This window comes from Oceanobacillus sp. M60 (assembly GCF_053839645.1).
This window is the reverse complement of sequence record NZ_JBSSNH010000001.1, coordinates 1-17,582: the sequence shown is the minus strand read 5'-3', so window position 1 is coordinate 17,582 and position 17,582 is coordinate 1. Positions and strand designations below refer to the sequence as shown.

Genomic DNA, 17,582 nt, shown 5'->3' with positions numbered 1-17,582 from the left:
ATATCGAGTTATTTTTCCAGCCATTGATTCACAAGATTTCGATTATCATTCACCCATTTTTCAGCACCTTCCAGCGCTTCTTTTCCTTCATTTTCAGCCTCACTGACGTAGCTCATCAATTCACCAATTTGTTCATCATCCATTTTCCAATTTTTCAACCATTGATCGACTTCTGGATAATCCTCATGAAAATTTTGGCGGGTTACGTGATGAATTTTTTCAGCCTCTCCAAAGATATTTTGAGGGTCGTCTAAATATTTTAAGTCCATTTCTGAAAATACACGATGTGGGTTCCATAACGGCACAACAATATCCTCTTCATTAGTGATGGCCTGTTGTAACGCGGTCAGCATAGCGGGTTCGGAGCTGGCCGTGAGCTCATAATCCAGCTCGTATGCTTCCATTGCTTCTTCCACTACTAACATCGTGCCTGCTCCGGCATCGAATCCAGTTATTTCTCCATTTAAACTTTCCTTATTCGCATTTAAATCTTCTATACTATCCAAATAATCCATATAAGCCGGTACGACTAAACCAACTTTTGCATTATCATACCAAGTTTCTTCTGAGAAATTAATAGCATCTTCATATTGTGCTACATATTCTGCATCTTGAACAGGCAGCCATATTTCAGGACTGATATCCAGCTCATCATTTTCAAGTGCCGCCATTTGCGTCCCGATATCTAATAAATGCAAGTTTACTTCATAACCTTCTTCTTCTAGAATGAATTTCCACATATTTGTAATTGCGATATTTTCTTCCCAGCTGATTTGGCCCATATCGAGGCTGTTGGGGTTATCATCTTCTGCCGCGGATTCGTTCGATGTATTTCCGCCGCATGCACTTAATAATAGAATCGAAATTGCTGTGATAATGAGAATATTTATAGGTTGTTTTTGAAAGTTAAAGATGGTATCTCTCCTCTTAGTCTTTTTGGGATGTGTCCTTTGGTAAAAACTCAAAAATTTCTTCGGATCGAATACTGTGTACCAACTGATCCAGCCAGTTGTAATAAACCTTGGACTGGTTTAATAATTCATAATGATGTCTAGCTTCTTCTTTGAAGCTGTCAGAAACATGCTCATCATGAATAATTTCAAGAAGTGGTTTTTCAGCCTGATGGATAGCTTCCATATTTGTATTTGCTTCCCGTTCCCACATTTGGCAGAAGTAGGCCATAAAGGAATGAAAGAAATTTTTCTCCGCAGTATAGGTATGTTTTCTGGAACCACGCTGGAATTTCTTTTTTACCATTCCAATTTGCTGGAGATGGCGTACATTGGTGCTCATACTAGGCTTGCTCATACCAAGCTCTTCCCGCATTTCATCCAAATTCATTTGATTTTCAAAATACATCGTTGCATATATTTTACCGGCAGCTGGTGTTACACCGTATAAGTCCATCGTTTCCGATATCGATTGAATAACCTGATCTTTTGCCTCTTCTATTTGTTCTCTTGCCCTCTCGTCATGGGGATTGTTCAAAATAATGACCTCCTACAGATCAATGTCCATAAAGTTAAATTTTTTCTTAACAAACTTAATGATAGTAAAATAAATAAATTTGTCAAATGATTCGTGGATTCAGAAGCAATATAATTTTTACATATAAGAAGAAAATGGGTTCGTTTGACAGGATTAATTTTATTCGTTATTATTAATTTTGTTCAAAACGTTAAATTTTTTCTTAACAAAGTTAACGTAAGTTAGGAGGAACTCATTTGGATACCAGCAAACAATATATCAATGGGGAATGGGTGCTTGCCCTCTCTGGAGAGACAAGAGAAATAATTAACCCTTTTAATCAGGAAGTCATTGCGCTTGTTGCAGAAGGTAATGAAGAAGATGCTAAAATGGCCGTTGCTGCAGCTAGAAATGTTTTTGACCAAGGTGATTGGTCAGCGACTTCAGCAACTGAACGGGGAAATATCGTTCGTGATATTGCAGCACTGATAGAAAGAGATAAGGAAGAATTAGCAGAATTAGAATCGCTCGATACTGGAAAAACAGTGGAAGAGAGCAGAGGCGATATGGATGATATTGCCGGCGTATTTCGGTATTATGCAGAATCAGCAGATAAAGATGGCGGTGAAATAATTGATTCACCCGTCCCGCATACCATCAGCAAGGTAGTCAAAGAACCTGTCGGTGTATGTGGACAAATTACTCCGTGGAACTATCCTTTATTACAGGCTTCCTGGAAATTAGCTCCTGCGCTTGTTGCAGGAAATACATTAATTATGAAGCCGAGTGAAATTACTCCTTTAACAACCATTAAAGTATTTGAACTCATGGAAGAAGCAGGCGTGCCAAAAGGAGTGGTTAATCTTGTATTGGGAGCTGGAGCAACGGTTGGAGAGGAGTTAGCCATCAATGAAGATGTGGACTTGATTTCTTTTACTGGCGGGATTGAAACAGGGAAACGTATTATGCGGTCAGCCAGCTCCAATGTGAAAAAGTTAGCTTTAGAGCTTGGCGGAAAAAATCCCAATGTTATTTTTGCTGATGCAAATTTTGAAACCGCAGTTGATCAGGCATTGAATGCGGTATTCTTCCATGCAGGACAAATATGCTCAGCAGGAACACGCATTATTGTGGAGGAAAGTATTCACGATGCGTTTGTTGAGGAATTGGTGGAACGTGTGAGAAAGATTCGGTTAGGCAGTGGTTTTGATAAGAATACGCAAATGGGACCGTTAATTTCAAAAATACATTTAGAAAAAGTGATGGCCTATGTAAATAATGGCGTGAAAGAAGGCGCAAAGGTTGCGGTTGGAGGAACTCGTCCTGATGAACCAGCACTGCAAAATGGCTTTTTCTATTTACCAACCGTCTTGACTGGATGTACAACGGAAATGAATGTTGTACAGCATGAAGGGTTCGGTCCGGTTATTACGATAGAAACATTTCGTAATGAGGAAGAAGCTATCCGTCTCGCAAATGATTCTATTTATGGATTAGCTGGCGGGGTCTGGACAAAAGATATTGCGAAAGCAGAGCGATGTGTTGCTAACATGCGGATGGGTACAGTATGGATTAATGATTTTAATGTATACTTTCCGCATGCTCCATGGGGAGGCTTCAAGCAGTCAGGCATCGGCAGGGAATTAGGCAAACTTGGCCTAGAAGAATATCAGGAAACAAAGCATGTTTACCATAATATAAATCCAGAACCGATAAATTGGTTTTGAGGATAGTAGAATATGATTTTGATAATGAAATAGATATTAAATACGTTTTTGGAGGAATGTACAATGAGTCTTCATATGAAAGTAGAGCATATGCATAAATTTCATCAATTTGAATTACCAACAGCGATAAAACATGGAATCGGCGCGATAAAACATGTTGGGGAAGAGGTAAAAAACTTGGGAGTTACAAAAGCTTTATTAGTAACAGACCCGGGGATTTATCAGGCAGGTGTGACTGCGCCGATTGAAGCATCTTTGAAGAATGCCGGCATAGAAGTTGTTCTATTCAACAAAGTAGAGCCGAATCCTCCAGTGCGTTTGATTGCAGAAGGGTCCAGTTTATATAAATCGGAAGACTGTAATGGACTTGTAGCAGTGGGCGGAGGCAGCTCAATGGATACTGCTAAAGGAATCGGTGTAGAAGCGACCCATGATGGAAGCGTACTGGATTACGAAGCAGCGGATGGGAAAAAACCGTTAGAAAATCGCATACCTCCGCTAACAACAATTCCAACAACAGCTGGAACAGGCTCGGAAGTAACGCAATGGGCTGTTATTACAGATGAAGAAAGAGAATTTAAATTTAATACAGGCGGACCATTGATTGCTGCTTATTTAACAATTATTGATCCAGAGCTGCATGTTTCGATGCCACCGCATGTAACAGCAATGACTGGGATTGACGCGTTAGCACATGCCATCGAGTGTTATACCATGCATTATGCCCAGCCGGTGACAGATGCTGCAGCATTACTTGCGATAGAATACGTCGGTAAATATATTCGACGAGCGTATTCAGATGGAAATGATCTGGAAGCACGCTACGGGATGGCACAAGCTGCGATGTTAGCAGGGTTATCCTATGGCAGTGAATCAGCAGGGGCAGCACATGCGATGTCGCAAACACTTGGAGGAATCATTCCAGTAGCGCATGGTCAGGCTGTCGCAGCGATGATGGGCCCTGTTATGGAATATAATTGGAAAGGTCACCCAGCGAAATTTGCACGTATTGCTAAAGGGCTAGGTATCAATACATTTAATTTGACGGAGGAAGAGGCAGCTAAAGCAGCTGTGAATGAAGTTTATCAATTGGTAGAAGATTTAGAGGTTCCCAGCCTAGAAGAACAAGGCGTATCACCAGATATGACCGACCGTCTTGCGAAAGAAGCAATGAAAGATCCGCAAACAATTGGGAATCCGAGAGACTTGAATGAAGAAGGTTATAAATGGATTTATGGCCGCTGCTTCAACCAGGTTGAAAAAACAATATAATATTTTTTAAGAAGAACCTCCAACAGCAGCAGGATTACGTTGGAGGTTTTACATAGAAAACAGAATATTTTAGAGTAATTTGAAGAAAACAGAGAGAGCTGAAAAGTCTCTCTGTTTTTATATGGAATGAAGCGACATCATTACCCTTTAAATTACTCCTTGCAAGCCAACGGTTAAATATTGGTTCCCAGTGTAAGCCCTCCATCTACCACAATTTCAGCACCATTACAATAAGCACTCTCATCCGAAGCGAGAAAAGCAGCTACCTTTGCGATATCGTTAGACTGTCCGAGTCTTTTTAAGGGAATAGCCTCGGCCTCATCTACCTCTAGATTGCTGTTACTCACCATGTTTGTTTGAATAACACCTGGATGAATCGAATTGACTCTGATTCCTTTTGGTCCTAATTCGATGGCAGCAGATTTTGAAAGATTGGACACTGCTGCTTTGGAAGCTGCATAAGCCGCTGCATCATTGATTGGAGAAAAAGCAGAGATAGATACATTATTAATAATGGATCCTTTTTGCTGTTTCTCCATGTAGGGTGCGACCGCCTTTATCCCCATAAAGACACCGAGCTGATTCACTTGGATTAACTGATGAAAATCCTCTGCAGTCGTCTCTAATAAAGGTTTTTTAATGAAAATACCTGCATTGTTAACCAGTACATCTATTTTATTATAGGCTTGAATAACAGATTCAATGGCAGCTGCCCAATCTGTTTCTTTTGTTACATCTAATTGGACAGGAAGACTCTGGCTTTGCCCCATTTTGAAGGAGAGGGCTTCTGCATCCTCCAAATTTCTGGCTCCAAGGGCAACTTTTGCGCCAAGTGAAGCGAAGTGTTGGGCGATTCCATTCCCTTGTCCACGATTTGCTCCGGTTATTAATACAACTTGATCTTTTAAATTTGGCATAATTTCTCCTTTAATGTTGATTGCTTTCTATTTGAATTTATCACAGTTTGTCTATTAGTAAAAATGCATCTACTTAGCCGAGAGAGATGGGGCTAATAATCAGATAGATGAATCCTTTATATTAGCAGAAACCGAACCATTATTTTGAAATTTATTGTATTTTTTTTATAAAGGTTTTAAAATATTCATTTATAAGATAAAGTATAGGAAAATACTAACATGAAGTTTTTAAATAATTTTATTAATATGAAAACTACTATAAAAAATCAGGTGATATATACTTAACCATTGCCTGATTTTATTAGGTATGTCAAGTGAGAAAAAACTTGTATTACTTTATGCGGTTGAGTAGTTAGTAAATATGTATGTCATCATGCTAGCATTATCCGGTAATTGTTTCACTCTTGTTGTAAATATAAGAGCCGGCTTCGAAATAGAAATACTCGAATCTCTTCTTAACAAAATAAAAATCACTCTCAGAGGAGGGATAATCATTGAAACAAGGAACCATTAATATCCTTTTAGTAGTATCAATTATTTGCATATCCTTATCAGCAATCTTTGTAAAATTATCGGATGCACCTTCTACCATTATGGTAATGTATCGGATGTTTTTAGCTTGTTTGTTAATTCTTCCTATCGTGTACAAATACCGAAAATCCTTTTTAAAGATTAAAAGAAAAGAATGGGCAGCTATTTCCTTTGCCGGAATCTTTCTAGCGGGTCACTTTGGATTATGGTTCGAATCATTAAATCATACGACGGTGGCAAGCTCTACCTTGATATTGGCACTGCAGCCTGCAATTGCTTTGGTTGGAGGTCTGGTTTTCTTTAAAGAAAAAATAGATATCCGTACCGTGGCAGCAATGGGGATTGCATTTGCCGGCGTGGTTGTTGTCGGAGGCGGAAGTTTTGGCGGCGGCAGCGGAGCCTTGCTAGGAAATATTTTATCTTTTCTTGCTGTCGTTTCTGTAGTGCTGTATTTAATGATCGGTCAACGAAATGTAAAATCTATCAATCACTGGGTGTACAGCTTTTTAGTATTTTTGGTGGCAGGGATTACTGTAGCCGTGTTTAATCTGATAGGCGGAATAGCTTTCACTGGCTATAGTGGGAATGATTGGATGGTTTTCCTGATGCTTGCTATTTTTCCGACCGGGGCACATATTATTTTTAATCTGCTATTAAACTATGTTAATACAACAACAGTTTCAATGAGTACATTAGGAGAGCCAATCGGTGCTTCCATACTGGCTGTTATTCTTTTGAATGAGGTGCTTACTTCGGTGGAAATGATAGGCGGCGTACTAATTATTGCCGGAATATTTTACTTCCTGCGATTGCAGGGCGGTTCGAAACAAGCAGTACCAAAAGAACCGGAAAGCCTGTAAAGTCAAACTTCGCTCGGCGGAGGTTACGATCGGTTCACCATGATAGATAGGGTGTCATTTCCTTCCCGCGGCTTTTATAACCAGTTAATCTACGGTAAAATGAGTGAGCGGATAGTCTTTCATTTCGTTTATCCGCCCTAACGAGGAAGTTTTGATACGAGGAGTGAATGAGATGAAAAGAAGTCCAAGAGTCTGTGTTGTTGGAAGCATCAATATGGACATGGTGACAACAACAGATAAAGTACCTGAACAGGGGGAAACGGTTCTTGGTGAATCGTTTACAACCTATCCCGGCGGCAAAGGAGCAAACCAAGCGATTGCAGCAGCCAGACTGGGAGCAGATGTTGTTATGGTAGGAGCCGTTGGTGAGGATGCTTTTGGAAAAAGCTTAAAAGAACGTTTCCGAAACGAAGGTGCAGATAACGAAGCAATTATTGCCGTTCCTCATGAATCTACCGGCGTTGCCTCCATTATTGTTTCGGACGGGGATAATCGAATTATTGTTGCCCCGGGTGCCAATAAATATGTCACACCTGATCTGATACAAGAGAAACAAGATATAATTCTGTCCAGCGATATTATTTTAATGCAATTTGAAATACCGATGGAAACCATTGAATTTACGGTAAACCTTGCGTATGAGCATCAGATTCCTGTAGTTATTAATCCGGCGCCATTTGCTGATATTTCAGAGACAGTGGCAGAGAAGGCAGCATTTTTAACACCTAATAATTTGGAACTCTCGGAAATGAAGCAGTCGATAGATACTTCCTTGATAAAAGGGAAAATCATTGAAACAAGAGGAGAGCATGGTGTTGTATTTACCCTGTCAGATGGAGAAGAGAAAAAAGTTCCTTCCTTTAAAGCAGAGGTGAAAGATACGACCGGAGCAGGAGATACGTTTAATGGTGCTTTTGTTACGGAATATGCAAAAGAAAAGAATATTGAAAAAGCCATTCTGTTTGCGAATGCAGCCGCATCATTGGCAGTAGAAAAACGCGGTGCGCAGGAAGGGATGCCTGCCAGGGCAGCAGTTGTCCAAAGAATGCAGGAAGCAGACAGGTAAGCGAAAATTTCAATCGATTGAGTGAAAAAGAATAGAGGTTATTTTCTTCTATGGAAGAAGCGATCATCGAGCTGTTTAGTGTAAAATGCTGACAGCTTTTTTTGACAGTTAAAAAAGTATAAACTTTCCTACTGCATAAGTGTAACTAAGGTTGTCATCTAAAGGCGTGGTGACAGCCAAGTTTTCTAATGTGTAAATAAAGATATTAATTTTATTTTTTGAAAACGCTTGCAAAAACATCTTTTTTCAGTATAATTAGTGATAGCAATATTCCAAAAAGTATAAATAATTCCACGAGTTTGAACAACTTCAAATTTTTATTAATTCATTTATCAAATTTTCATTCCTTATAGAGAGCTAAATAAATGTCGTTTTACTTTATAAATGAGAACGGGAGGAACACGAATGGCAGAAATCGTCCTCGAACTAAAAGAGCTCCATACCCATTTTTTTACGGAGAGCGGAGAAATACCTGCTGTCAACGGCGTAAGTATTAAAGTCCATAAGGGGGAGGTCGTCGGGATTGTTGGAGAATCAGGCAGCGGAAAAAGTGTCACTTCACTTTCGGTAATGAAGCTGATTCCCAGCCCGCCAGGAAAAATTGTAAGCGGGGAAATGAATTTTAAAGGAGAAAATCTTGTAAAAGCTTCCGAGAAACGAATGAAAAAGCTGCGGGGAAATGAAATATCCATGATCTTCCAAGAACCAATGACATCTCTCAACCCATTATTTACAATAGGGAATCAGCTTATTGAAGCGATTCGGCTGCATCAAAAAATAACAAAAAAAGAAGCACGAAAAAAAGCGGTCGATATGCTGCAGCTTGTTGGCATACCCAGAGCGGACGAGGTTGCAGGGGAGTACCCGCATCAGTTATCCGGCGGGATGAGGCAGCGGGTGATGATTGCGATGGCGATGTCCTGTGACCCGGAATTATTGATTGCAGACGAGCCCACCACGGCGCTTGATGTAACGATTCAAGCGCAAATCTTAGATTTAATGCGAAATTTAAATAAGGAAGAAGATACAGCTATTTTGCTGATTACGCACGATTTAGGCGTTGTTGCAGAAATCTGCGACAGAGTAGTGGTGATGTACGCCGGACAAATAGTTGAAGAAGGGACAACCAGAGAAATATTAAAAGACCCCGAGCATCCCTACACGCAAGGACTGATTAAGTCACTTCCTAACATGCATGAAAGAGAACAGCAATTATATTCCATTCCAGGTGTGGTGCCGAAGCCAAAAATGAACAGCGTCGGATGTCATTTTGCGCCAAGATGCAAATTTGCTTTTGAACGTTGTTTTCAGGAGAATCCAGGTCTTTATGCTTTGGGTAATCAACGTCAGAGCAGATGCTTTTTACATGAGGATACAGAAGGGAAGGTAAAAAAGCATGCAAAAGCCGATATTGGAAGTTGATGGTCTGAAGAAATATTTTGATATTAAAGGTGGACCTATAGGGAGAAAAGTCGGCGAGGTAAAGGCGGTCGATGATGTATCTTTTACGGTGATGGAAGGGGAAATCCTGGGTATCGTAGGAGAATCAGGCTGTGGAAAATCCACCACAGGAAAGTCCATTTTGCGCCTGATTGAACCGACAGAAGGCAAAGTGAAATTTCAGGATCAGGATATAACCAGCTTAACGAACAGCGAAATGCGCCGTTTGCGAAAAGATATGCAAATTATATTTCAGGACCCTTACGCTTCTCTGAATCCGAGGCATACGGTAGAAAAAATAATTAGTGAGCCATTGCTGGTGCATGGAATGACATCTGCAAAGCAGCGGCTGGACAGAGTAGGCGAACTTTTAGAAGTAGTAGGCTTGAGTCCTTATCATGCGAAAAGATATCCGCATCAATTCAGCGGAGGGCAAAGGCAGCGGATCGGCATCGCGAGGGCGCTTGCCAACAATCCTAAACTGGTTATATGCGATGAGCCGGTTTCCGCATTGGATGTATCGATTCAATCACAAATACTTAATTTAATGGAAAAACTGCGGGATGAATTTAACTTGACTTATATTTTTATTGCGCATGATTTAAGTGTGGTCAAGCATATCAGTGATCGCATCGGTGTGATGTATTTAGGGAGAATGGTTGAGCTTACAGAGAAAAACAAGCTCTATGATAATCCGAAACACCCTTATACGCAGGCGCTGCTTTCTGCCGTGCCGCTTCCTGATCCAGATATGCCGAGGAACAGGATTATTTTGAAGGGGGATGTACCAAGTCCTGCCAACCCGCCTTCTGGGTGTGCTTTTCATACAAGGTGTCCGCAAGCGATGGATATCTGCAAAGAAGTAAGGCCGGCTTTTCAGCCTGTGGAAGATAATCATTTTGTTGCCTGTCATTTATATAAATAAACGGGATGACAAAATATGAATCTTATAAAACGAAACTTCATGCAGCGGGAGGTTTTTCTTCTGCATGGGACAGCAATTACTCGTTCCATCGAAAATCGCTGTGAGTGGATTGATCCAGGGAGTTAGCGGCCGTGAATTACCGCCTGAACAAATTTATTTTTACTTTTTATTTTGAAGCGGGAGTTTTACGGACGATTCTTCATGATAAATTAACAAAATATGAGGGGGGAAAGCAATGAAGTTGAAGTTCTCAATTTTTATTGTCTGGCTGCTTGCCATTTTCTTGGTACTGGCAGCATGTTCAGGTGATGGCGGACAAAATGGGGGAGAATCGGAAGAAGGCAGTGATCCAGATGCTGCAGAAGAAGCAGAAGCGGATACTGGAGATGCGGAAGGAGATCAGGTGTTGATATTCGCCCGGGGCGGAGATTCAGAAAGTCTTGACCCGGCAAGCACCACGGATGGAGAATCCTCACGTATTACCAAGCAAATTTACGAAAGCCTTTTGGAATTTGATAAGGAGTCCTTTGAAGTTCTGCCTGGACTAGCCCATGACTGGGAGGTTTCTGAGGATGGGTTAAGCTATACTTTCTATTTAGAGGAGGGCGTAACCTTCCATGATGGAACAGAGTTTAACGCCGAGGCAGTCAAGGTCAATTTTGAACGCTGGGCAGATCCTGATCATGAGTATGCTTTTGCTGATGACGGCTATGTCTATTCCATGTACGGTACGATGTTTGGCGGGTTTCTAGGTGATGAGAATCATGTTGTTGAAGAGATCAATGTAGTAAATGATCATGAAATCGAATTTGTGTTAAGCCAGCCTCTGGGATTCTTCCTGCAGAATATGGCGATGACTTATTTTCCGATTACTTCCCCGGCGGCACTGGAGGAATATGGTCCAGCCATTAACGAAAATCCTGTTGGGACAGGACCATTTGAATTTGTCAGCTGGGCAAAAGATGATTCCATTGTACTTGATAAATTTGATGATTATCGTATAGAGGGACTTCCGAAGCTCGATCGCGTTGTATTTGAAGTCATTCCAGATAATGCTGCCCGTTTGATTGCGCTGCGTTCTGGTGAAATCGACATTATGGATGGATTGAATCCAGATGATGCAGCAGGCGTGGAAGCAGATGAAGGGCTGGAGCTTTATGAGCGGGCTGAGAATAATATTGGCTATGTAGGGTTTAATGTTCAAAAAGAGCCATTCGATAATAAAAATTTAAGACATGCAGTCAGTCATGCCATCGATAAAGAGGCTATTGCGGAGGCTTTATATGCTGGCTATGCGACTCCTGCGTCCGTTCCGCTACCGCCTAGCTATATGGGATATAACGATGAAGTAGAGAGCTTTGAGTACGATCCGGACACGGCTAGGGAACTGTTGGAGGATGCCGGTTATGCAGATGGATTGGAAATCGAATTATGGACGATGCCTGTAGCTAGACCGTACATGCCTGATCCAGAGACCGTTTCGGAAATTATTCAGAACAACCTGGAGGAAGTAGGTATTACCGTTACGATTGTCAGAGAAGAGTGGGCTCCATATTTGGAAAAAACAATGAATGGCGAACATCAAATGTATATGCTGGGCTGGTCAGGAACAAATGGAGATCCGGATTACTTCCTTAGCAGCTTATTGCATGGAGATAATGTCGGAAGCAGCAACCGGGAATTCTATGATAATGATGAAGTGGATGAATTTTTAAATCAAGCGAAATTATCCATTGACCAGGATGAACGGGCGTCCTTTTACCAGCAGGCACAGGAACTTATTGCTGATGACGCACCAATGGTTCCTTTAGTGCATTCCAGACCGGTGCTTGCCACAACAAATGCTGTAGAAAATTATGTACCGCATCCATCGACAAGTGAATCGTTAGCAGAAGTAGAGCTAGCAAATTAATTAGCAGTAAATGAAGGAGACTCTTTCGCCAGTCAACGTTCTGTCCTCTTCCTACAATCAGCAGGTAGCAATCATAATGGTATTTCTGATTCATTGGAAAAGAGGCCAGATTTTTCTGGAGAGAGTCTCCTGTTTACATTTCACATACATAAAGAAGAATAGAGGTGAAATAATGGTTTCCTATATTATCCGACGATTATTAATGATGGTTCCCGTGTTGATTGGAATGACATTAATCACCTTCTCCATTGTTCATTTGATTCCAGGAAACCCGGCTCAGGTGATACTCGGAGAAACCGCTAACCAAACAGCCATCGCAAATTTGGAAGAAAGCATGGGACTGAATGAACCTTATCTGACGCAATATGGAATATATGTCAAAGACCTGCTGCAGGGGGATTTGGGAACTTCTCTGCGCTCCAATGCGGAAATATCTACAGAAATCTGGCCGTATATCGCTGCTACGTTTGAATTAACTATTTTCGCCATGCTTTTTGCGATTTTTATAGGAGTCAATGCAGGCATTATCAGCGCTTGGAAGCAGAATTCCTGGTTTGATTTTCTTGCGATGCTTTTTGCTTTAATTGGCGTTTCCATACCTGTTTTTTGGCTTGCGCTGATGGAACAATGGATTTTTGCGCAGGAGCTTGGATGGTTTCCGGCCTATGGCAGACAGGACAACAGGGATCCGATTGCTCCTATAACTTATTTATATGTGCTTGATTCTTTCATTCATTTGGATTTTTCCAGAGCAGGGACGATATTGAAGCATTTAATTCTGCCGAGTATCGCGCTTGGTACCATTCCGATGGCGATTATTGCCAGAATGACGAGGTCGAGCATGCTGGAGGTGATGAAGTCGGATTATATTCGTACAGTGCGTGCAAAAGGCTCCGGACAATTTCTTGTCATATACAAGCATGCATTAAAGAATGCATTGATACCGGTGTTAACGGTTATTGGCTTACAGACAGGAGTTTTATTAGGCGGAGCTATTTTAACCGAAACGATTTTCAGCTGGCCCGGTATAGGGAGATATGTATTTGAAGCAATAAGCTATCGAGACTACCCGGTAATTCAATCTGGCATTTTAGTTGTTGCATTTATTTTCGTCATCATTAACCTTGTTGTAGATATTCTATATAAAATCATTGATCCAAGGATTAATTATTAGGGGGGAAGCTGTGATGAAATTAGATGAACGAAAGCCGGAAGAAATCGAACAGCAAATAACAAGCCCCGTTAATAGAGACGACCGACCGGATGTGGAGCAGATAGAAACTGTCTCGCCTTGGAGAGATGCATGGAGGCGCTTGAGAAAAAATCGTTTTGCCATGGCTGGTATGATTATTATTCTCTTTTTTCTTATACTTGCGCTTATTGCGCCGCTTCTTACTTCCTACTCTTATTATGAACAAAACCTGGCCAACCGGCTGCTGCCTCCTTCTGGCGAGCATTGGATGGGGACCGATGATTTGGGGAGAGATATACTTACCAGAATAGCATATGGAGCAAGGGTTTCGTTGCAGGTTGGCTTTTTTGCAGTAATAGGTGCTCTGGTTTTTGGGACATTTCTTGGAATTATTGCCGGCTATTTCGGCCGCTGGGTGGATATGATTATCTCCAGAATATTTGATATTCTGCTGGCCTTCCCAAGTATTTTACTTGCAATTGCCATTGTTGCTATTCTTGGTGCTTCTTTGCAAAATGCATTGATTGCGATTGCCATTATTAATATACCTATATTCGGAAGGATTGTGCGCTCCCGAGTAATTAGTTTACGGGCAGAGGAGTACATTATGGCTGCTAAGGCACAGGGAATGAAGAATGGCAGAATTATTTTTCATCATATTTTACCGAATAGCATCACGCCGATTATTGTGCAGGCAACGCTTGGATTTGGAACTGCCATATTGGAAGCGGCAGCACTTGGTTTCCTCGGACTCGGCGCCCAACCTCCGACACCGGAATGGGGGCAAATGCTTGCCAGTTCCAGAGAGTTTATTCAGCTGGCCCCATGGACGCTTATTATGCCAGGAGTTTCTATTATGCTTGTTGTTCTTGGTTTTAACTTGGTTGGGGATGGCTTGCGCGATGTCCTGGATCCTAAAATGAGGAATTGATGCTGCTGTTTGCTCGTGTTTGTTTAAGAACGATGCTTGGTAATGTGTAAAGCAGAAGTATTTTATGACAGGCATTATGTTATCGTTTTTGCTATATAAGCTGCCTTTGAGAAGAATGTTTATGCGGAGAACCGTTCGTAAAACTCTCACTGAGTGAAATTTCGTTTTATAAAAAGTATAATAAAAGCCCTCCTCTGCTCTAGAAAATGTGACTTTCCTAGCAGAGGAGGGCTTTTATTTAAACTGAGCAGTTCTATTCAATGTTGATTCCGCCATTACTTGTACGTGCTTTAATCAGTGTTTCTCCATCACCGTACGTGACATCCCAATCCTTTGAATCGAATACACGAATTCTTCCGTTATTCGTCCGTAAATCGAAGGTGGCATTTTCAGGCTTCTGTTCAGAAATAATCGTGATTTTTCCATTACTGGTTTGCAGGTCCATTGGAGTATCGAAGCTTTCAGTATCGATATGGATAGCTGCGTTATTCGTTTTGGCTTTCATTTCCCCGGAAATATCTTGCGCTTCTACTTTTCCATTTGTAGTTTCCACATTCGTATTTCCTTGTATAGAAGCAAGCTCGATTTTTCCGTTATTCGTATTTGCTGTTACCTCACCAACGATATTTTCTAAAGTAATCTTCCCGTTGGAGGTGTTTAAATTAGTATCGCCCTGCACATTTTGAAGTTCTATCTTTCCATTAGATGATTGTATATCGAGGAAGGAAGTTTCTATGTTCTCTCCTTCGATTTTTCCATTACTTGTATGAAGCTGTAACGCATCGATTTGTAAATCAGCAGCATTTATTTTGCTATTCGTTGTTTTTACTTCCATTTTCTCCATCATGTCATCAGGAACAAAAATATCTAATGCAGCATTTGAATGAAACATAAAATCGAAATCAAAGAAGGGAAAGGAGGTTTCTTTGATTTGAATCGTTAGCTTTTCTCCATTAACTGAGGTGCTGAGTTCTTGCGTTTCACTCTTTCTCCCCGTTGTCGTATATTCAGCGATTGGCTCTTCGACATGAGCCGGCTGGAGACGGATTTGTGTATTTTCTGCATCGACTTCAATCTCAGTAATTTCATCAGCATCGAAAGGGATAGATTCTGATTCTTCATTGAAAGCAGATTCCTTGTAAGAGGAAAAAGTAACAGCCATCCCGATAATTCCAATAAGAAGCAGGATAACAGCTAAAATAATAATTCGTTTTACATTTATCATGAATGGCTTTCTCCTTTCGCCAGGCGGACATTGAACCCGATATATTTAGAAAATAGACGGATAAAAGCATTTGTAATATAATTTGCAGCTATAAAAATGAATAATCCAGAACCGGCAAATGTAATGGAAGTAAATAATTCAAATAAATAAAATGATTCAGGGTGGATAATCCATTGCACGCCCGCTATCAGCAATTGGGCAACAAAAGAAAAAGCAGTTACCCATGCAGCCAGAATAATTCCGGCAATACCCACAGAAGGACCAAGGACAATAATCAGATTGAAGAAAAAGAGTCCTATGATGATGCCTGTTCTCCGGAGGTGACTCTGTTCACTATGATTTACTTGCACTTTTTCAAATTGCTGCGTGGATTGTAGTTCATTCGCAATCTGCTGTGGAGAACCCAGAGAGCGAACTATTTCCTCATCCGTTTTTCCTTCTGCTCTTCCCATTTCAAAATGTTCTTCAAAGTCTTGAATGATTTCTTCTTGTTCTTGTGACGATAAGTCTTGTAAATAAACCGTGAGTTCCTTTAAAAAGTCTAACTTATTCATTACTTTCCTCCTTCATTAACGAATCAACGCCTCGTGTAAAATTCTCGTATGCTTCTTTAAGCTCCAGGAGATAACCTTTGCCTTCATCCGTTAAATGATAATATTTTCTGCTTGGTCCTTCTGTAGACTCTTTAAGATAGGTTGTACAGTACCCCTGTTTCAATATCCGGCGTAATACGGTATAAACCGATCCTTCTGATATTTCAATTTTATTCGTAATTCGTTTAATCAATTCATAGCCATAGAAATCTTGCTTATCAAGGAGCACTAGTACACAAAGTTCAAGAACCCCTTTTTTAAATTGTGCATTCAATAAAGTCACCTTCTTTATAGGTAAGCTGATAAAAACGAACCTTCATTCAGCGAGTGTTTTACGGACAATGCTCCGTGATAAAACCAACTATAGCATGTTGTTCAGTACTATTCAATAACAAGTAGTGATTTAATTATCTTATTATAGAAAGGAATTTGATGTGATAGATTTTTTATCGCAGTGTAACTGGCTTTAGGGTATTTCGTTTAAGGAAAAAGAATGCCCCATTTCTAGATAGAAAATTTTAAAGTCGGTGACCGGTCCTCTCTGTTTCAAATAGAAATGATTTGATGGGGAGTAATCGCAGCCTCAACGTTCTAGATGGGACGAGTTACTGCGCTTTTGGTCTCAAATAAGGCATTTTCTAAAAAACTAGTATTAAAGAATAATAGACCTTCAAAACTTCCTTTAACGAATGGCAAGTTCTCGTTAAAAGTTTGTAGGAGAACCAGGGGGGAGAAATTAATATCTATATATAGAAGAAAGCTGAATCAATGAATGGAGGGTAAGCGACTTCGCTGCGATGGGGAACAGAAGTTATCTGTATTAATGAAAGAACAAGTGCTTATATTTATAAAGAATAGTTTGATTATAATTTTTGGATGATTTTTTCTTGCAACAATGAAAAGGACATGCTATAGTATTAAAAGTCGATTGATTGCACGAGCGATTGAGAGATTGATTGAAAAATATATTTAAAAAAGTAATTGCATCGATTTAAAAGATGTGTTACTATATAAAAGTTCGCTTATAAAGCGCCTGTAGCTCAATTGGATAGAGCGTTTGACTACGGATCAAGAGGTTAGGGGTTCGACTCCTCTCAGGCGCGCCATCGGGAAGTAGCTCAGCTTGGTAGAGCACTTGGTTTGGGACCAAGGGGTCGCAGGTTCGAATCCTGTCTTCCCGACCAGAAGCTTTTAATTTTGACAAGCGGGTGTAGTTTAGTGGTAAAACCTCAGCCTTCCAAGCTGATGATGAGGGTTCGATTCCCTTCACCCGCTCCATAGAATTATGGGCCTGTAGCTCAGCTGGTTAGAGCGCACGCCTGATAAGCGTGAGGTCGGTGGTTCGAGTCCACTCAGGCCCACTCAACAACTTCCGTTAAAAAAGTTGTTGACAATGATTTTGAAACATGGTATATTTATTTGGTCGCTGTTTTTAGGAACGACAAACAAATTGCTCTTTGAAAACTGAACAAAACAACCAGTACGAAAGAAGAAAGACAACCTCGTTTTTCTTAAAAAATAAGT

At 40.6% G+C, this 17,582-nt stretch carries 15 protein-coding genes and 4 tRNA genes; 13 read left to right on the top strand and 6 right to left on the bottom strand.

Translation table 11 applies throughout. From position 1 onward, the window contains the following. Positions 1 to 8: 8 nt before the first annotated feature. A complete protein-coding gene (locus ACW0TQ_RS00095) occupies positions 9 to 965 on the bottom strand; it encodes a glycine betaine ABC transporter substrate-binding protein (RefSeq protein ID WP_244882372.1) in 957 nt (318 codons plus the stop codon). Beyond that, entirely contained in the window at positions 928 to 1,488 is a 561-nt protein-coding gene (gene cudC / locus ACW0TQ_RS00090; protein WP_042532482.1) for a choline uptake/conversion transcriptional regulator CudC, read from the bottom strand. Before cudC ends, ACW0TQ_RS00095 begins: the two co-directional genes overlap by 38 nt. Before the next feature lie 236 nt (positions 1,489 to 1,724). On the opposite strand from cudC, the gene betB reads away from it, so the two are divergent. Then, positions 1,725 to 3,194 carry a betaine-aldehyde dehydrogenase gene (betB, locus tag ACW0TQ_RS00085; RefSeq protein WP_042532484.1) on the top strand — a complete coding sequence of 490 codons (1,470 nt, stop codon included), beginning with the start codon at positions 1,725 to 1,727 and terminating at the stop codon, positions 3,192 to 3,194. 63 nt (positions 3,195 to 3,257) lie between these two features. Beyond that, a complete protein-coding gene (gene gbsB, locus ACW0TQ_RS00080) occupies positions 3,258 to 4,466 on the top strand; it encodes a choline dehydrogenase (protein WP_042532486.1) in 1,209 nt (402 codons plus the stop codon). 173 nt (positions 4,467 to 4,639) lie between these two features. Here the strand turns inward: gbsB and ACW0TQ_RS00075 are convergent, their stop codons facing one another. Continuing rightward, positions 4,640 to 5,383, bottom strand: coding sequence for an SDR family NAD(P)-dependent oxidoreductase (locus tag ACW0TQ_RS00075; protein WP_042532487.1), 744 nt, complete (start codon positions 5,381 to 5,383; stop codon positions 4,640 to 4,642). Positions 5,384 to 5,877: 494 nt separating this feature from the next. On the opposite strand from ACW0TQ_RS00075, the gene ACW0TQ_RS00070 reads away from it, so the two are divergent. The 7 genes from ACW0TQ_RS00070 (at position 5,878) to nikC (ending at position 14,240) form a co-directional block, all read left to right on the top strand. Continuing rightward, a complete protein-coding gene (locus ACW0TQ_RS00070; RefSeq protein ID WP_042532489.1) occupies positions 5,878 to 6,774 on the top strand; it encodes a DMT family transporter in 897 nt (298 codons plus the stop codon). A gap of 172 nt (positions 6,775 to 6,946) precedes the next feature. Continuing rightward, complete coding sequence (locus ACW0TQ_RS00065; protein ID WP_193065060.1) at positions 6,947 to 7,840, top strand: ribokinase; 894 nt, start codon at positions 6,947 to 6,949, stop codon at positions 7,838 to 7,840. Between the two features lie 405 nt (positions 7,841 to 8,245). After that, positions 8,246 to 9,262 carry an ABC transporter ATP-binding protein gene (locus ACW0TQ_RS00060; protein ID WP_455725239.1) on the top strand — a complete coding sequence of 339 codons (1,017 nt, stop codon included), beginning with the start codon at positions 8,246 to 8,248 and terminating at the stop codon, positions 9,260 to 9,262. Then, on the top strand, positions 9,237 to 10,205 hold the full coding sequence (locus ACW0TQ_RS00055; protein ID WP_256705817.1) for an ABC transporter ATP-binding protein: 969 nt from the start codon (positions 9,237 to 9,239) through the stop codon (positions 10,203 to 10,205). Before ACW0TQ_RS00060 ends, ACW0TQ_RS00055 begins: the two co-directional genes overlap by 26 nt. A gap of 235 nt (positions 10,206 to 10,440) precedes the next feature. Further along, positions 10,441 to 12,117 (top strand): ABC transporter substrate-binding protein, encoded by a 1,677-nt coding sequence (locus ACW0TQ_RS00050; RefSeq protein WP_042532497.1) that lies wholly within the window; start codon positions 10,441 to 10,443, stop codon positions 12,115 to 12,117. Between the two features lie 172 nt (positions 12,118 to 12,289). Next, positions 12,290 to 13,291 carry an ABC transporter permease gene (locus ACW0TQ_RS00045; RefSeq protein WP_042532499.1) on the top strand — a complete coding sequence of 334 codons (1,002 nt, stop codon included), beginning with the start codon at positions 12,290 to 12,292 and terminating at the stop codon, positions 13,289 to 13,291. 13 nt (positions 13,292 to 13,304) lie between these two features. Then, positions 13,305 to 14,240 carry a nickel transporter permease gene (gene nikC / locus ACW0TQ_RS00040; RefSeq protein ID WP_042532501.1) on the top strand — a complete coding sequence of 312 codons (936 nt, stop codon included), beginning with the start codon at positions 13,305 to 13,307 and terminating at the stop codon, positions 14,238 to 14,240. Between the two features lie 253 nt (positions 14,241 to 14,493). Here nikC and ACW0TQ_RS00035 read toward each other — a convergent pair whose 3' ends face one another. The 3 genes from ACW0TQ_RS00035 to ACW0TQ_RS00025 are packed head-to-tail and all read right to left on the bottom strand — an operon-like array spanning position 14,494 to position 16,332. Then, positions 14,494 to 15,465, bottom strand: a complete 972-nt coding sequence (locus ACW0TQ_RS00035) for a DUF4097 family beta strand repeat-containing protein (RefSeq protein ID WP_042532503.1) — start codon at positions 15,463 to 15,465, stop codon at positions 14,494 to 14,496. Continuing rightward, positions 15,462 to 16,019 carry a DUF1700 domain-containing protein gene (locus ACW0TQ_RS00030; protein ID WP_042532505.1) on the bottom strand — a complete coding sequence of 186 codons (558 nt, stop codon included), beginning with the start codon at positions 16,017 to 16,019 and terminating at the stop codon, positions 15,462 to 15,464. Before ACW0TQ_RS00030 ends, ACW0TQ_RS00035 begins: the two co-directional genes overlap by 4 nt. After that, positions 16,012 to 16,332, bottom strand: a complete 321-nt coding sequence (locus tag ACW0TQ_RS00025; RefSeq protein WP_042532507.1) for a PadR family transcriptional regulator — start codon at positions 16,330 to 16,332, stop codon at positions 16,012 to 16,014. Before ACW0TQ_RS00025 ends, ACW0TQ_RS00030 begins: the two co-directional genes overlap by 8 nt. Before the next feature lie 755 nt (positions 16,333 to 17,087). On the opposite strand from ACW0TQ_RS00025, the gene ACW0TQ_RS00020 reads away from it, so the two are divergent. From ACW0TQ_RS00020 to ACW0TQ_RS00005, 4 genes are all read left to right on the top strand, one after another. Beyond that, positions 17,088 to 17,164, top strand: a tRNA-Arg gene (locus ACW0TQ_RS00020). A gap of 1 nt (position 17,165) precedes the next feature. Further along, positions 17,166 to 17,242: transfer RNA gene (locus ACW0TQ_RS00015), tRNA-Pro, on the top strand. Positions 17,243 to 17,262: 20 nt separating this feature from the next. Beyond that, positions 17,263 to 17,336: transfer RNA gene (locus ACW0TQ_RS00010), tRNA-Gly, on the top strand. A 9-nt stretch (positions 17,337 to 17,345) separates the two neighbouring features. Then, a tRNA-Ile gene (locus tag ACW0TQ_RS00005) sits at positions 17,346 to 17,419 on the top strand. The last annotated feature ends 163 nt before the right edge of the window (positions 17,420 to 17,582 follow it).

Bases quoted from the DNA above. Each gene is read 5' to 3' on its own strand.
- nikC (WP_042532501.1), top strand. From the start codon at position 13,305: ATGAAATTAGATGAACGAAAGCCGGAAGAAATCGAACAGCAAATAACA.
- ACW0TQ_RS00050 (WP_042532497.1), top strand. From the start codon at position 10,441: ATGAAGTTGAAGTTCTCAATTTTTATTGTCTGGCTGCTTGCCATTTTC.
- ACW0TQ_RS00045 (WP_042532499.1), top strand. From the start codon at position 12,290: ATGGTTTCCTATATTATCCGACGATTATTAATGATGGTTCCCGTGTTG.
- ACW0TQ_RS00030 (WP_042532505.1), bottom strand. From the start codon at position 16,019: ATGAATAAGTTAGACTTTTTAAAGGAACTCACGGTTTATTTACAAGAC.
- gbsB (WP_042532486.1), top strand. From the start codon at position 3,258: ATGAGTCTTCATATGAAAGTAGAGCATATGCATAAATTTCATCAATTT.
- ACW0TQ_RS00060 (WP_455725239.1), top strand. From the start codon at position 8,246: ATGGCAGAAATCGTCCTCGAACTAAAAGAGCTCCATACCCATTTTTTT.
- ACW0TQ_RS00035 (WP_042532503.1), bottom strand. From the start codon at position 15,465: ATGATAAATGTAAAACGAATTATTATTTTAGCTGTTATCCTGCTTCTT.
- ACW0TQ_RS00065 (WP_193065060.1), top strand. From the start codon at position 6,947: ATGAAAAGAAGTCCAAGAGTCTGTGTTGTTGGAAGCATCAATATGGAC.
- ACW0TQ_RS00075 (WP_042532487.1), bottom strand. From the start codon at position 5,383: ATGCCAAATTTAAAAGATCAAGTTGTATTAATAACCGGAGCAAATCGT.
- ACW0TQ_RS00055 (WP_256705817.1), top strand. From the start codon at position 9,237: ATGCAAAAGCCGATATTGGAAGTTGATGGTCTGAAGAAATATTTTGAT.